Source organism: Floridaenema evergladense BLCC-F167 (assembly GCF_041929205.2).
In the GTDB taxonomy this organism is placed as follows: Bacteria; Cyanobacteriota; Cyanobacteriia; order Cyanobacteriales; family Aerosakkonemataceae; genus Floridanema; species Floridanema evergladense.
Map to the genome: position 1 here is coordinate 1,058,958 of NZ_CM171625.1, position 15,268 is coordinate 1,074,225.

The 15,268-nt window shown below is 38.8% G+C and carries 12 protein-coding genes and 1 pseudogene; 4 read left to right on the forward strand and 9 right to left on the reverse strand.

Annotated elements, in window-relative coordinates; genetic code table 11:
• Positions 1–92: 92 nt before the first annotated feature.
• The 4 genes from ACE1CA_RS04955 to ACE1CA_RS04970 all read right to left on the reverse strand — a co-directional run bounded on the left by ACE1CA_RS04955 (position 93) and on the right by ACE1CA_RS04970 (position 2,313).
• Complete coding sequence (locus ACE1CA_RS04955) at positions 93–689, reverse strand: DUF2231 domain-containing protein (protein ID WP_413277379.1); 597 nt, start codon at positions 687–689, stop codon at positions 93–95.
• A complete protein-coding gene (locus ACE1CA_RS04960) occupies positions 686–1,183 on the reverse strand; it encodes a DUF2231 domain-containing protein (protein ID WP_413277378.1) in 498 nt (165 codons plus the stop codon). Before ACE1CA_RS04960 ends, ACE1CA_RS04955 begins: the two co-directional genes overlap by 4 nt.
• A 242-nt stretch (positions 1,184–1,425) precedes the next feature.
• On the reverse strand, positions 1,426–1,563 hold the full coding sequence (locus ACE1CA_RS04965; protein WP_413277377.1) for a hypothetical protein: 138 nt from the start codon (positions 1,561–1,563) through the stop codon (positions 1,426–1,428).
• A gap of 69 nt (positions 1,564–1,632) precedes the next feature.
• On the reverse strand, positions 1,633–2,313 hold the full coding sequence (locus tag ACE1CA_RS04970; protein ID WP_413277376.1) for a response regulator transcription factor: 681 nt from the start codon (positions 2,311–2,313) through the stop codon (positions 1,633–1,635).
• Positions 2,314–2,673: 360 nt separating this feature from the next.
• Between ACE1CA_RS04970 and ACE1CA_RS04975 the strand changes: the two genes are divergently transcribed.
• Positions 2,674–3,174, forward strand: a complete 501-nt coding sequence (locus ACE1CA_RS04975) for a DM13 domain-containing protein (protein ID WP_413277375.1) — start codon at positions 2,674–2,676, stop codon at positions 3,172–3,174.
• Between the two features lie 231 nt (positions 3,175–3,405).
• Here the strand turns inward: ACE1CA_RS04975 and ACE1CA_RS04980 are convergent, their stop codons facing one another.
• The 3 genes from ACE1CA_RS04980 to ACE1CA_RS04990 all read right to left on the reverse strand — a co-directional run bounded on the left by ACE1CA_RS04980 (position 3,406) and on the right by ACE1CA_RS04990 (position 7,050).
• Positions 3,406–4,962, reverse strand: a complete 1,557-nt coding sequence (locus ACE1CA_RS04980; RefSeq protein ID WP_413277374.1) for a GMC oxidoreductase — start codon at positions 4,960–4,962, stop codon at positions 3,406–3,408.
• An 87-nt stretch (positions 4,963–5,049) separates the two neighbouring features.
• Entirely contained in the window at positions 5,050–5,559 is a 510-nt protein-coding gene (locus tag ACE1CA_RS04985; protein WP_413277373.1) for a hypothetical protein, read from the reverse strand.
• A gap of 69 nt (positions 5,560–5,628) precedes the next feature.
• Entirely contained in the window at positions 5,629–7,050 is a 1,422-nt protein-coding gene (locus tag ACE1CA_RS04990) for an NAD(P)/FAD-dependent oxidoreductase (protein ID WP_413277372.1), read from the reverse strand.
• Between the two features lie 197 nt (positions 7,051–7,247).
• Between ACE1CA_RS04990 and ACE1CA_RS04995 the strand changes: the two genes are divergently transcribed.
• Entirely contained in the window at positions 7,248–7,766 is a 519-nt protein-coding gene (locus ACE1CA_RS04995; RefSeq protein ID WP_413277371.1) for an SRPBCC family protein, read from the forward strand.
• Positions 7,732–8,814, forward strand: coding sequence for a DMT family transporter (locus ACE1CA_RS05000; RefSeq protein ID WP_413277370.1), 1,083 nt, complete (start codon positions 7,732–7,734; stop codon positions 8,812–8,814). Before ACE1CA_RS04995 ends, ACE1CA_RS05000 begins: the two co-directional genes overlap by 35 nt.
• Here the strand turns inward: ACE1CA_RS05000 and ACE1CA_RS05005 are convergent.
• Both ACE1CA_RS05005 and ACE1CA_RS05010 read right to left on the reverse strand, forming a co-directional pair.
• The gene (locus ACE1CA_RS05005) at positions 8,801–10,990 is read right to left on the reverse strand and encodes a GAF domain-containing sensor histidine kinase (protein ID WP_413277369.1); all 2,190 of its coding nucleotides are present in this window, start codon (positions 10,988–10,990) and stop codon (positions 8,801–8,803) included. The genes ACE1CA_RS05000 and ACE1CA_RS05005 overlap by 14 nt on opposite strands.
• A 290-nt stretch (positions 10,991–11,280) precedes the next feature.
• Entirely contained in the window at positions 11,281–12,084 is an 804-nt protein-coding gene (locus ACE1CA_RS05010) for an SDR family NAD(P)-dependent oxidoreductase (RefSeq protein ID WP_413277368.1), read from the reverse strand.
• A gap of 304 nt (positions 12,085–12,388) precedes the next feature.
• On the opposite strand from ACE1CA_RS05010, the pseudogene ACE1CA_RS05015 reads away from it, so the two are divergent.
• Positions 12,389–15,104: pseudogene (locus tag ACE1CA_RS05015) on the forward strand (MGH1-like glycoside hydrolase domain-containing protein).
• Positions 15,105–15,268: the final 164 nt, after the last annotated feature.

Consider the following 15,268-nt stretch of genomic DNA (forward strand, 5'->3'; position numbering starts at 1 on the left):
AAGTGGGGGAATGGGGAGGTAGGGGGGTAGGGGGAGTTTTTAGTTCTAGATCTCTCCCCATCTCCCCATCTCCCCATCCCCCCATCTCCCTTCTAAAGCTGATTGGGACTTTCACCTAAACGGAGTATTTGATCTGCTGTAACGTGAATGCCGAACTCAGCACCCAAATGTGCGCCTAGCGTTCCTTGCACAAACATCAGAGCAAACACAAATAAACCAGCAGCAAGATAACTCCACTGCACTTGTCTTGCCATGTCTTTGCGCCATTGATAGCGTTGAAAGCCTCGCCAAACGGTCATTCCCACAATCAAGGTTAAAATTAGCACTCCGCCTACACCATGTAGAATCATCGTTTCTAGCGCATGAAATCCCCAGGCGCTGGTAACATCGGCAAGCGGTACTGCTAAAGAAACTTCAAACAAACCCGCCATAACCGTAAAAAAGGTAATAATTGCGGATGCCAGTAGGTTATACCAACCGACATCAAATAGTGCGGAGCGAGTAACAGGAATAGCCAGATATTTAAATACTGCTTTGTCTAGGGGGAATAGTGCGCCTACAATGTCAAAGGCGATCGCCACAATAAATAACCCTAACGTTAGATGCACTAAATTGGGATGAATGGGAATTTGATAGGGTAAGCCATTAGCTCCCAAACTACTCCACTCTTTAAGTAAGTCTGGATTCATGACAGACCTCCTCTGATTGCATCTACGACTGGAATTGTATGCAAGCCATAGACCCACACGAGTAAACTACCCAGGTATGACTGAACACAAACTAAGCCAAATAGCAGTATGCTCGCTGCTAGATAAGGAATGGGTAACTGTGGTCTTTCTTGCAACCGAATTACATAACGCCATGCGGTGATTATTGCCAGTATTCCTGAGAGCGACCAACCCAAGATTGTATGGACATTTAGCGTCGCAACGGATGCGCTGTATGGTTCTGCCAGACCTGCTTCGATTTGTCCAAAAATAATGGAAATGAAGATCGAGACTGTGGCAAATGCGAGGTTCCACCAACTGACTTCATACAATTTGGGGTTTTTTGTGAAATATCCCAAAAGATCGCAAAACACTGCAAACAGCACCATCGCTATTACAAAATGCACTACAATCGGATGAATAGTATCGGGATAGGGAAGATTATGCTCGTTGAGAGGCGGAAGATACTTAAACACAGGTTTTCAGAAATGTAACAGTGAAATAGGGATAGTACTGAGAAATTATGTGGACAATTAAACTTTTTTAGGTGGTATCTAAAAGGGTTGAATAGACATAGCAGCTATATTCCTGAGTTTCAAGAGTTCCTGTTAGGAGGGTAACTTCATTTCTTGTTTTACAAAATCTCTCTAAAGAGAGAAGATTTTTTTCAAATAGTTGATCGGATTTTAGATGATGGGAATTTAGTTGTCAAATAATTCTACTGAGATAAAGGGAGACGAAGCGTAAATATACTTTTACCTAACTCGCTATGAACTTGCAAAATACCATTGTGTGTTCGGGCGATCGCACTAGCAATTGCCAACCCTAACCCTAAAGTCGAAACGGGAACTTCCACTAGAGCGCCAGTGCGGTAAGTCTTAATTTTTTTGTTGAAAGTACTTATGTATTACATATAGAGCACTTACTATTCTCGTAATACGTAGCCTACGCCACGCACTGTATGAATTAAACGCTTTTCATTATTTGCTTCTAATTTTAGGCGTAAATACCGGACATAAACTTCAATAATATTAGAATCTCCCATGAAGTCATAACCCCAGACATTTTCTAATATTTGATCGCGAGTATATACCTGACGAGGATGGTTCAATAAATACTCTAACAAATCAAATTCTTTAGCAGTTAAATCAACCGCTCTTTCTTTGCGTTTAACTTCACGAGTTTTCCGATTTAAGGTTAACTCTTCAAACTGCAAAATATCCAAATTTGGTTCTTGAGTGCGACGTAAATGAGCGCGAACTCTGGCTAATAGTTCTTCAATACTAAAAGGTTTAACCACATAGTCATCGGCTCCAGCATCTAAGCCAGCGACGCGATCGCTTACTTCATCCTTAGCTGTCAACAAAATTACAGGTAACTTGTTGCCTGTAGCTCGAAGTCTGCGACATAATTCTAATCCCGGTAATCCTGGTAGCATCCAATCCAAAATAGCCAAATCTGGGGATGACTCTCTTGCTAAAGTCAATCCCGCAATTCCATCGTGCGCTACACTTATCTGATAGCCTTCGCTACTCAGTTCCAATTCTACAAACCGAGCCAATTTAACTTCATCTTCGACTAAGAGAATGTGTGCAGTTGTAGTCATTTTAATATCTACTCCTTTGCTGCAATAGTTAAGTAAACTATCTAAACAGTCATTATTTCGATCGAGTATTCAAGAAGTGTACCACCATTTGGTTGAAGTATCAATTCCATTGGCATGATTATGATTAAGCATTTGGATTGTAGTAGCTAAATCCTAATTTACTTTGAGTTTGAAATGAGAAAATGCTGAGAGTTCTGTCTGAGAGTTATATTAAAGTAATCTCAGCTTTATCTCATAATTCTAGAATAATTTCTTAACAAATAATCATTTTTTCTTAGTTGGTTTCGCCCACAATAGTTATCAAGATAAGTTTGAAGATTCAACAAAACTTACTTAATTATTTACATGAGGATAGAAACAATGAAACTGAATCAATGGTTGTTATTTGGTACTACTCTATTAATTGGTACTGCACCAATTTCCAGCTATGCAACAGAATTATTAACTAATTTACCTTCTCAAACAACATCAAGTGTTGAATTAGTGGCACAAAATCGGGCTGTAGCTCTTAAATCTGGTACCTTTGTAGCTGCGGAAAAGCCTACTACTGGAGCAGTTCGGATTGTAAGAGAAAATGGGCAACGCTTTTTAGAGATTGATGGAGCTTTTAGTACTAGCGATCAAGGCCCGGATTTGCACGTACTTTTAGATACTGTAGAAAAACCACCACAATCATATCAAAATCAAGGAAGGGTAATCAATTTAGGTCGTTTACGCAGTTACACAGGTGCTCAACGCTATCCAATTCCTGATACAGTTAATTTGAATTCTTTTAAATCTGTGGTTATCTGGTGCCGTATGGCTAATGCTACTTTTGGTTATGCGCCGCTTCGTTCTAATAGTACTGCCAGCGCTAAATAGGATTAAAAAATAGGTTTTAGGGTGGCAATTTTGGCTCTAAAATCTATTTTTTTTGCTGTTATACCAATTCTCTAACCCCACCCCAAACCCCTCCCCGTCCACAGGGAGGGGCTATGATTAAGGTGCAATTTTACAGAGAGTTAGTATTAATCGGATAAATATAAAAGTAAGCCTTTCTGGAGCGATCGCACTTAAGAAAGGCTTACTTTTATAGTTTTATTTGCTTTTGAATTAATTGAGTCGTTCAATTAGGCGATCTCCGACTCGGAGAGCATTAGCGATAATTGTCAGTGTGGGATTAACAGCAGCACTAGAACGGAAAAAGCTGCTATCTACTACGTACAAATTGTCAACATCGTGAGTGCGACAATTCAAATCTAAAACTGAAGTAGTCGGATCTGTACCGAAGCGACAGGTGCCGCATTGATGAGCTACTCCTTGCAAAGGTAGCTTTTTACGAAAATAAAAAGAGCAGGGAATAATCCGATCGCCACAACCAATTGTTTTAAGGATTTGTATCCAACGTTGCAGCAGTCGATTGTAAGCTGTGGTGTTATTTTCTGTGTAACTTAGTTGAATAGAATCTCCGCGAAGTGTGACTCGATTATTGGGGTCTGGTAAGTCTTCAGCTGTTAACCACCAGTCTATTGAATGAGATGCGATCGCTTCAAATGTATGCTTTTCTTGAAATGAAATTCCCAGTACTGAGGGCGACTCTTGAGCAATCATGTCTGCATTAACTTTTCCTAACAGTTGGACGTGCCCCATTGGATAATCAAAATCTTCATCACCCCAATAAAAATCATTAACTGCTAATGTTTTTTGAAAAGAAGTTAAATTAGGTTTGGTACTAACTCCAATAATCGCACCATTTTGGTGTTTCATGAAATTACGTCCTACTTGATCGGAACTGTTGGCTAATCCGTGAGGATGGCGATCGTTAGCAGAACGGAGTAATAAAGCTGCGGAATTAATTGCCCCACAAGAAACTACGACAATATCACTAGAAAAAAACTGAGTTTCTCCATTAATTTCAACTTCTACAGAAGTTACTTCTTTACCAGATGGACTGGTATGCAATCGTTTTACTTTTGCTTCCGTTAGTAGTGTCACATTTTCATATCCCTCAGATGGACGGATACAAGTTATATCTGCATCTGCTTTGCCATCTAATAGACAAGGAAATCCATCGCAAGTATTACAACGAATACAATCGCTTAACCGACGATTAACTTCATTTAATTTGATTGCTAAGGGCAAATAAAATGGATGAAAACCTTCTTTTTTTAAGGAATCGTGAATTTCTTGAATGCGCGGTTCGTGGCGAATCGCAGGAAAAGAATAATCTTCACTAGCTGGTGGTTCTGTTGGGTCTAAACCTCGCTTACCATGTACTTGATAAAGCTTTTCTGCTTCTGTGTAATAAGGTTCAAAATCTTGATATTTTAAAGGCCATTCTGGAGAAATTCCGTCTTTGTGAATGACTTGTTCAAAATCGCGATCGCGCCAGCGAAAAAGTGCTCCACCATAAACTTTTGTATTGCCACCCACAAAATAACCCGTACCTGGATGAATTAAATGTCCTTTTTGGTCATACCAAATTTCATTTGTGTGATAACGGTCTTTTTGAACAACTTCTACTGTGTCCCAATTCGCTTTTTCACGAGGTAAAAAAGAACCTCTTTCAAGGATTAAAATTTTCTTTCCAGTGGGAGCAAGGCGATAAGCAAGAGTGCCACCACCTGCACCAGTGCCAATAATAATTAGGTCGTAGTGGGGAGTATCCATGAAATATTCTCCTAGAAGTAATAAGAAGAGATTTTTTTAATGAACCGCAAAGGATGCTCTTTGCGGTTCAATTCAAATTAATTTGGCTCAATCATTGTTAGAAGGAGTTAATGAGAGTTCAGTTGATTGAGCGCGGCGACGACTCATTTTTCTTTCGTAAGCTTCGTAAGCAATGCACACCCAAATTAAGGTCATGAACAAGATGTTTTTGTTGAAGCTTTCTGCTCCGTTGGGAAACAAGCTGCCCGCAGGAATAATGCCGAATGCTAATATGATGCTGAATGTCATTAAGATTAATAAAATTCCTGTCCAGCGCACCCAATAATTAAGAGCAAATAAGGCACCTACAACAATTTCTGCTAAAGGTAATAACCAAGCGTAGGGAATAGCAATCAACCCAGGTAATGGGCCGACACCTTCCCAACCGGGAGGAATTCCTGGGCCGATCATTTGCAGCTTTTGCGTTAAAACTGTTTGGTAAAAACCGTCTTTCACATTAAAATTCAAATAATTAGCAATGCCAGAAAGAAAGAAGAAAAAACCCAAGATGAAGCGATTAACGGTAACAGCTAGTTGCAGGTTGAATAAGTATTTCATGGCTGAATCTCCTAATAATTAATTAGCGTGTAACAAGTGTGAATTTGGGATTTTTTGATGCAACTTTTATTACTTGGTTACAAGTCGATCGAGCAATGTAGGCACGCCTGTCCAACCGAGAGTTTGTTGAAATTGCTTTGGTTGAGCAGCACGCCAAGCCAGAGGTGTGGCTAAAATTAGCCCAGCTGCAAGGGTGGCAACGCCAGAAAGCCAAGGAGTTTGTCCGAGTTGGGCGTAAGTAAAGGGTCGATGACGTTGGAATAGTTCGTCAGTGAGCCATTCGGCTGTGATTTTCAGGTTGTGGGTGGGTGTTGGCAGGAGTTCTAGGTAAGTTGCTTCGCGGATCAAATGACCGGGTTGACCTTTGATTTGGACTTTGTTGAACAGGTTGGCGACTCCTTCGTTAAGCCCTAGTTTCATTAAGGTGCCACGCAGGTTGACTGTTGCGGGAACGGTGGGTTTCCCTTCTGACAAGCGTTTGAGGTTGTTGGCGATCGCACGTCCCTGTTGATAAGCAACCTGTGCTGTAGAAGGTTGGGGATTTTCAGTTTCTGTCGCACAATCACCTGCGGCAAAAACTTCGGGAAAATCTGGCAGCTGTAAGGTTGGCGTAACGATCAAGCGTCCTCGTTTGTCGCGCTTTTCAGGGGAAACTGATAAACTCATCAACAGCGGATTGGGAGCAGTTCCGGCTGTCCAGGCAATTGTTCCAGCTGGTAAAATTTGGGTTTGTTCCTGTTGGCGATATTCGATCGCTTCGGGTTTAATGGCTGTTACAGCTGCATCAAACAAAAAATCGACGGGAATGGCACGATTTTTTAGGGCACGCAGGACTGTACAGCGCAAATGACTGTTAACATCTCCTTTTAAAAGTTCCCGACTACGGTTGACTAAAACTACTTTAATTTCATCAGCATTACCGCCTAATTCGTCATACCAAATTGGTAGTAAATCTGCTAATGTGCAAGCAAGTTCGATTCCGGCTGGCCCTGCGCCAATAATGGCTACAGTTAGTAATAGGCGACGGGATTTTGGGTCTTGAGTTTGTATTGCTAATTGTAGGCGAGAACGGAGGTGTTTGCGAAGTGCGATCGCTTCTTCACCCGAAGTAAATGACATGGCATAATCTGCTGCTCCAGGCGTGTTGAAATAGTTAGTTTTTCCGCCTAATGCTAACACTAATTTACTATAATTTATCGATTCACCAGATGCAACAGTAACGCTACGTTCTACCAAGTTAATTGATTGTACGTTAGCTTGGATAAAGCTAATTTTACTACCTGCTAAAAGTTCTTTGTAGCGGGGATAAACTTGTTCGCTGTGCAGTTCGCCACTGAGTAATTCGTATAACAATGGTTTGAAACTAAAGCGATCGCGTTGCTCAATTAAAACTATAGGTTGCGAGTAGTTTTGATGGCTTAAATGGAGTGCAGTGAATAATCCCACAAAACCACCACCTAATATAACTGTAGGATAAGATGTTTGTTGCATAAGGCAATTAAAGTAATTGTTTAGGTGAATTGCTATCAGTATTACTCCTAGTCTTACAACTTGAGTGATTAACAGCTAAAGCTTCCCTGAAAATTTGCCTTGATTTTTAGAGGTAAGTTTCACGTTACTCTCAGCAAAAATTCAGTTTAGCTACTTAAGATTAAAGTTAATCATTTGAGAGCTTCTAGGGTAGGGCAATGGAAGATATCAAATTTTCAATAAAAAAAGGGCAAAGATACAAACGTTATCTATCCGTTGAAATGCTAATTCCTTATTCTAGGGAGCAAGTTTGGCAAGTAATCACGAGTTATGACACGCTTAGTGAATTTATTCCAAATTTAGTTAAAAGTAATCGCATCTCCAATTCAGAAAGCAATTTTCTGTTAGAATTAGTTGGTTTTTGTGAAATACTTAATTTTCCCTTTTCTTTGCGAACAGTTTTGGAAGTTGTCGAAAATTTCCCTTATGCCATAGACACTCAAATGGTTGAGGGAGATTTGCAATCTTATTCTGGTCAATGGCGATTGGAAGAAGTTGAGCAAAAAAAGAATCAAACTTTACTTTCTTATTCGGCGGAAATTGTTCCGAAGTTGACTATGCCGATCGCACTTTTGGAGCGACAATTAAATCGTTTATTACCTATAAATTTTTCAGCAATTCGTCAGCGTTTGGATATAATTTATGCAGGAAACTCTCAAATTGCTACGCCTAAGTAAGTTTACTTACTCTCAATCTATGCAATATACCAGAAAAATTCCCGGACAACTTTATTTATTAATTGCTGTAATTATGTTTGCAGCATCTAATTCAATTGTACGAAAACTAACAGATATTGGTGCTCAGCACTTAGTAGAAGGTAGAAATCCTATTTCTTTATGTAATGTATTGTTTGTTAGTAATTTATGTGCTTTGTTAGTTTTAATTCCGGGTTTTTACCGTGAATTTAATTGGCAGAAATTACGGAAAATCTCTCGTCAAGAATGGTTTTTCTTGCTTATAGTAGCTATTTTATCAGGTGCTTTAGCTCCGGCATTTATTTTTACTGCACTGTCTAAAACGATGGTCAGTAATGTGATTATTATCGGACGGGTTGAGCCACCTTTAATTTTAGCACTTTCAGTTTTAATATTGGGCGATCGCATCAATCGTTTAGAAATTATTGGCACTTTTATCTCTTTAGTTGGTGTGGTGTTAACATTTAGTTTATCCGGCGTACAAAATAATTATTTGCTATCAGGATTTATGGGTTTAGGAACAGGTGAAATTTTAACGTTATTGGCGGTTGTAGCAGGTGTGATCGCAACAATTATTACTAAGGCTAAACTCAAACATATTTCTTTAGGAATTTACATAAACTTTCGGCTATTAGTAGGAACAATTGTATTTTTTATTTTAGCGAATGTACTTTATGGTAGTCATCACTTTGCTGAAGCATTTTCTCCGTTTCTTTGGCAATGGATGCTACTTTATGGAATCTTGATTGTTGCAGTTGGTCAATTTTTCCTATTTAAAGGTTTGAAATCTATTACTATCTCAGAAGCATCTTTAGTTAACTCTGTTAGTCCGATCGCGGGAATTGTAGCAGCTACTTTAATTTTAGGTGAAAAATTGACGATCGCTCATTACATTGGTGGGATTGTAATTATTGCTGGATTGTTGTTAACCCAAATAGGAATTTGGAAAAAAACTTCTCCCCAAAAGCGTGTTAGTAAGCCTGATTCAATGCAAGAAATGGACGCAAAAATTGGTTTTAAAGGAATCTAACTAAAGGTAAATCTACTTTTACTAAAGTTCCAGTAATAGCTGATGACTCAATTTGTAAATTACCGCCATGAGCTTCAATAATTCGCTTAACAATGGCTAATCCTAAACCATTTCCATTAGGTTTTGTCGTAAAGAAAGGCTTGGTTAATTGAGGTAAAATATCTTCGGAAATTGGCGAACCACCATTATGAATTTTAATAAAAACTCGGTCATTTTCTATTTCTTGAACTTGAATTATAATCGTTTCTCCTTCGTTTATAGCTTCGTAAGCATTCATCACTAAATTGATTAAAACTTGCTTTAACTTATCTTTGTCTGCTGAGACTTGAATTGGTTGAATAATAGGAAGAAAAATTACTCGTTTCTCGGAAGCAACAGAAAGGTTTTGTAGAGAAGTTAATACTTCAGAAATTAAGTTATTTAACTCTAAGTTCGATCGCTGAAGCGTTTGTGGTCTAGCATAAAGAAGTATTTGATTTAGCAACCGTTGCAAGCGGTCTGATTCATCTAAAGCCAGAGAAAGATACTCTTGAAATCTCTCGTCAAGCTGAAGTCGTTTAAAAGAATTTAATGCCATTAAAATAGTTGTAAAAGGATTTCTGACTTCATGAACAATCATCGCTGCTAATTCACCAATTTCTGCTAATCGTTCCAATGCTTTCTCTGCTTGCTTCAACGCCGTAATATCGGTGACAACTGATAACAAATATGGCTCAGTTTCTAAATAAAACATTTCAGCTGCATAAAGTCCGGGAAAAACTTCTTTGGACTTTCTCCGAAATAAAAATTCGGCTTGAGAACAACTACCTTTTTCTTGCAGTATATGTACAACGCGATCGCGATCTTCTGCTCTCGCCCAAATTCCTAAATCAAGTGCAGTATTGCCAATCATCTCTTCTTGACTATAACCAAACATTCGCAAACAGCTTTCATTTACTTCAATAAAACGACCATCATTTAATGTACTAAGAATAATCGCATCAGGGGAAGAACGGAAAGCTTTCGAGAATTTTTCTTCAGACATTTGCAGCGCAACTTCCGCTTGTCTGCGTTCCATTTCTGTGGATGCACGCACCGCAAAAATTTCCAAAGTCATTTGATTGCGGAGCTTATTTTTCATTGGTTTGTCATCTAAAACCGCTAAATGTCCGAGAATTTCGTCCGATGAATCTAGCAAAGCAATTCCTAAATAACTTTCAGCTTGCCAATCTACTAAACCTTCTTCATCAGGAAATAATAATTGGATTTTTTCTGGGTAAAATACGCATCCTTTACTATTAAAAACTTGCTCGCAAGGAGTACCAGACAAATCATATTCAAAGTTTTCGCCAAAATTATTTCCATGCCAAAAAGCAAAAGTACGCACCCGCTTGTTAGAAGGATCTACACACCCGCTAATAAAGGCATAACGCACATTTAAAGCTTGAGCTAATGAATGCACTAAGGAACGAAAAAAATCTTCTCCGGTTACTGAAGAAGTTCCCTCTACAATGAGTTTTAATGCTTGCTCTGAAAGTTGACGTTCTACTATTTCTGCTTGTAGGCGATCGTTGGTTTGGGTAAGTTCTATTGTTCGCTGTTCCATTCTTTGTTCTAATCGATGGTAAAGTTGAGCATTGTTAATAGAAATTGCTGCTTGAGTTAACAGAAATTGTAAAGTTTTTCGCCTTGCTTCTGGAAAAGCATTTGTTGTTGAGTTGTTTTCTAAATACAGAATACCCAAAAACTTTTCTCGATCGATTAACGGCGTACAAAGAATAGATTTTGGTTGGTGTTTTAAAAAGTAAGAATCGCGATTAAATTGCGATTCCCGAGCAGCGTTATTAAGCACGATGCTTTTTTTTGTGCGAACTACATAATTGACGATCGCTAAAGCAACTCGCTCTTTCCCGGCTTCACTATCAACCAGAATTCCTGGGATAACTGAAGCGATACCAGGGTCTAAAGTTCCTTCTGCTTTTAGCTGTAATTGACCGTTTGTTTCTAATATCAAGCATCCTTTTTCTGCTCCAGAGTTTTCTATTAAAACAGTTATTACTTTAACCAACAATTTACTCAGTACAATTTCACTAGAGAGAGCTTGTGCAGCTTTCATCAAGCTGTCTAAATCTACGGCTTCTATTACACTGCTACTGGCTGTTGTCTCAGCAGAAGCTCGAGCTTGCGGATCTGTCATAAAGTTAATAACCAGAAATTAAATAAAAATTTTACTAATAATTTCTGGTTTATGCGGTTTTTTTGCAATATCTTTATGGTTTGTAAAGTTCACACTTAAGCATTTAAGCGCGGATCGTTACAAAAACTTGTAGCTGTTTCTTCTGCAAAATCAGCTACAAATTGGATCGCTCGCCGATCGCGGAGTGGGAAAATTAGCTTTTCCACAACCATCAATTCCCGTAATTGCTACTAAAATACTGCGTTATGCAAACAGGTTATGCCCTATTTCAAGCACCTGTTTAATAACATCTATTGTTCGTGATAATTCCACAGTAATCCGCCATCAACAAAGAAAGTAGAGCCTGTAATGTAATCTGCATCAGAAGACGATAAAAATGCAACTAAAGAAGCAACATCTTGAGGTTGTCCTAATCGATTGAGGGGAATATTTTGCAGTAAAGCACCTAATTTTTGCGGATCGTTTAACAGTTTAGTATTGATTGGTGTTTCGATAGCTCCCGGTGCTACGTTGTTAATTGTAATACCCAAAGGCCCTAGTTCTACTGCTAAATTACGAGTCAGCATTTTTAAGCCACCTTTACTGACACAATAGGCAGTAAAATTAGGAAATGGTAATTCTTCATGAACCGAACTAACATTAATAATTTTGCCAGTTCGTTGAGTTTCTATTAAGTGTTTTACCATTGCTTGGGTAGCAAAAAATACGCCTTTTAAATTGACATTCATTACCGCTTCATAATCCGCTTCGCTAACTTCCCAAAAAGCTGCGTGTTTTTCAATTCCGGCATTATTTACTAAAATATCTAATTGACCGAAGTGTTTAATTCCTTCTGCAATTAATCGACGTACATCATCAATCATTCCTAAATCTGCGCCGACACTATAACCTCGATCGTTATCGCAGAATCCTTCAACAAGAACGCAATCTCCACCTGCGGCTTGAACTTTAGATAAAGTTTCTTCCGCACCCGCAGGATTTGAGCGATAATTAATTACAACTTTAGCTCCTTCTTCAGCTAAACGAATGGCGATCGCTTGTCCAATTCCTTGACTGCTACCAGTAACTAGCGCTACTTTACCTTTCAGTTTCATTTGTTTTTCTCCTTGTTACTAAAAGTATTTTAATTTAGTTAGCTACTATAAGAGTGAGAGGAAACTGAGCAATGCTAAAGACTAGGTTAATAGATTTATGAAAAACTCTCAGCTAATTCTCAGGGAAAATTTATAGTAGTTTTCTGACAAGTAAAGTATATTAAATTTAAACTCTTGCTTTAAAAGCTTGCCGATTATTTAATAAAATCTAACCAGATTATTAATCAATTTTTCAGTTTACTCTCAGTCCGATCGCATTTTTCCCAACCATATTTTAAGATAACCCGATTAGGAGAATAAAACTATGACCGAGCAAACACCAGAAGTAACTCGCTTAGAAGCAACTCGGATGCAAACAGCAGACTGGAAAAAATGGGGGACCTTATTTAAGCGAGAGACAGTGGGGAACAGTGCGGGAAGATTACAGCGCTGATGGCGGTGCTTGGGATTATTTTACCCACGATCAAGCTCGATCGCGTGCCTATCGTTGGGGTGAAGATGGAATTGCCGGAATTTCCGATCGTCAGCAATTGTTATGTTTTGCGATCGCGCTTTGGAATGGTGCAGATCCAATCCTTAAAGAGCGCATTTTTGGACTGACAGGGAACGAAGGAAATCATGGCGAAGATGTCAAAGATTATTATTTTTACTTGGATAGTACGCCAACTCATTCCTACATGAAAGCCTTGTACAAATATCCCCAATCAGCTTTTCCTTATGAGGAATTAGTAGCAGAAAATCACCGTCGTAGTCGTCATGAATTAGAATTTGAATTGTTGGATACTGGCGTATTTGATGAGAATCGCTATTTTGATGTATTTGTAGAGTATGCCAAAGAGTCGCCGGAAGATATTTTAATTAAAATTACGATCGCTAACCGAGGATTAGAAACCAAAACTTTACACTTATTACCAACCCTTTGGTTCCGCAATACTTGGTCATGGGATAGAGATGGAAATAAACCAAATTTACAAGCGATTAATGCTGATTACAGCACCATTATTGCCTCTCATCCAGAATTAGGTAAATATGAACTTAGCTGTTTAGGAAATCCAGAATTACTATTCACAGAAAATGAAACTAACTACGAAAGATTGTTTGGTGTTCCCAATGCTTCGCCTTATGTAAAAGATGGCATTAATAACTACATTGTTGCCGGACATAAAGAGGCTGTAAATCCAGCCAAAATCGGAACAAAAGCTGCCGCTCATTACTTACTAACAATTAGAGGCGGAGAAAGTCAAACTGTACAATTACGGCTCTCTTCTATCCTAGATACCAACGGTAATGGAATGTATGTTTCACATTCTAAACCTTTCGATAATTTTGCCTCAATTTTTGCAACTCGCCAAAAAGAAGCCGATCGATTCTATCAAAATATAACACCATATCCCCTCAATGAAGAATTGCGAAATATCCAACGACAAGCATTAGCTGGAATGTTGTGGAACAAGCAATATTACAATTACGATCTTAATGTTTGGCTAAAAGGTGATTCAGCTACACCGCCTGTTCCATTAGGACATAAAAAAGGTAGAAATAGTGATTGGTTTCATCTCCAATGTGAAGAAATTCTTTCCATGTGTGATAAATGGGAATATCCCTGGTTCGCTGCTTGGGATTTAGCGTTTCATTGCATTCCTTTAGCAATGGTAGATCCTGAGTTTGCCAAGAATCAACTTGACTTGTTGACGCGGGAGTGGTTAATGCACCCAAATGGACAAATTCCCGCCTATGAATGGTCGTTTAGTGATGTTAATCCACCCGTTCATGCTTGGGCAACTTGGCGCGTTTACAAGATTGAGCAGAAGATGTGGGGAAGGTGCGATCGCCAATTTCTAGAAAGAGTATTTCAAAAGCTGTTACTGAATTTTACTTGGTGGGTGAACCGCAAAGATGTAGAAGGTAAAAACGTTTTTCAAGGCGGTTTTTTGGGATTAGATAATATTGGAGTGTTCGATCGCAGCGCTGCTTTACCAACAGGAGGCTATCTCGATCAATCTGATGGCACTAGTTGGATGGGAATGTATTGTTTGAATATGTTAGAAATTGCTCTAGAACTAGCAAAAAACAACCCAGTTTATGAGGATATTGCTACTAAATTCTTTGAGCATTTTCTTTACATTTCTGATGCAATGAATCACATTGGCGAGGATGGAACTAGCTTGTGGGATGATGAAGATGGTTTTTATTACGATGTGCTGCATTTACCCAATAATGATTCCATTAAATTGAAAGTCCGATCGATGGTGGGCTTAATTCCCTTATTTGCCGTAGAAACGATCGAATCAGAAACCTTGAAACAATTTCCCGCTTTTAAAGCAAGAGTTGAATGGTTCATTAAAAACCGCCTTGACTTAGTACAAAATATTGCTTGTATGCGACAGGAAGGCGTGGGAGAAAGAAGATTATTAGCGATCGCCTATCCCGAAAAACTGCGCCGCATTCTGCAAAAAATGTTAGATGAAACTGAATTTCTCAGTCCTTACGGCATTCGATCTATCTCTCGCTGTCATGCAGAAAAACCCTACATTCTTCATGTCAACGGTAATGAATTTCGAGTAAATTACGAACCAGCTGAATCTAGCAGCGGTTTGTTCGGTGGTAACTCCAATTGGCGCGGCCCAATTTGGTTTCCTGTTAACTATTTACTAATAGAATCTCTGCAAAAATTTCATTACTATTTTGGAGATAATTTTCAAATAGAATGTCCTACAGGTTCCGGCAAATTTATGAATTTGTGGGAAGTCGCCAGCGAAATTTCTCAACGATTAACTCGCATATTTGAGACAGATTCATTCGGTCAACGTCCTGTTTATGCAGCTACTAAAAAATTTCAAACAGACCCATATTGGCGTGATTTAATTCTATTTTATGAATACTTTCATGGCGATATCGGCGCGGGTATTGGTGCAAGTCACCAAACAGGTTGGACTGGTTTAGTTGCCAAACTAATTCATCAATATGCCGCTTATGAAGGGCAGGAAATAGTACCAAATTTGGCAGTAAAAGTGCATTAATAAAATTTGTTGGGGCCTTAGCATTTGGATATAAGTATTTTAATAGAACTTATATCATGTCCGGTAAATTACCCTAATAAAAAATCCCTCCCCCATCCCCTCCCCGTAAACGGGGAGGGGTGCCGTAGGCGGGGTGGGGTGCAAGATCTGAGTTAAGAGAGCTT

Bases quoted from the DNA above. Each gene is read 5' to 3' on its own strand.
- ACE1CA_RS04955 (WP_413277379.1), bottom strand. From the start codon at position 689: ATGAATCCAGACTTACTTAAAGAGTGGAGTAGTTTGGGAGCTAATGGC.
- ACE1CA_RS04970 (WP_413277376.1), bottom strand. From the start codon at position 2,313: ATGACTACAACTGCACACATTCTCTTAGTCGAAGATGAAGTTAAATTG.
- ACE1CA_RS04975 (WP_413277375.1), top strand. From the start codon at position 2,674: ATGAAACTGAATCAATGGTTGTTATTTGGTACTACTCTATTAATTGGT.
- ACE1CA_RS04980 (WP_413277374.1), bottom strand. From the start codon at position 4,962: ATGGATACTCCCCACTACGACCTAATTATTATTGGCACTGGTGCAGGT.
- ACE1CA_RS04985 (WP_413277373.1), bottom strand. From the start codon at position 5,559: ATGAAATACTTATTCAACCTGCAACTAGCTGTTACCGTTAATCGCTTC.
- ACE1CA_RS04990 (WP_413277372.1), bottom strand. From the start codon at position 7,050: ATGCAACAAACATCTTATCCTACAGTTATATTAGGTGGTGGTTTTGTG.
- ACE1CA_RS04995 (WP_413277371.1), top strand. From the start codon at position 7,248: ATGGAAGATATCAAATTTTCAATAAAAAAAGGGCAAAGATACAAACGT.
- ACE1CA_RS05000 (WP_413277370.1), top strand. From the start codon at position 7,732: ATGCAGGAAACTCTCAAATTGCTACGCCTAAGTAAGTTTACTTACTCT.
- ACE1CA_RS05005 (WP_413277369.1), bottom strand. From the start codon at position 10,990: ATGACAGATCCGCAAGCTCGAGCTTCTGCTGAGACAACAGCCAGTAGC.
- ACE1CA_RS05010 (WP_413277368.1), bottom strand. From the start codon at position 12,084: ATGAAACTGAAAGGTAAAGTAGCGCTAGTTACTGGTAGCAGTCAAGGA.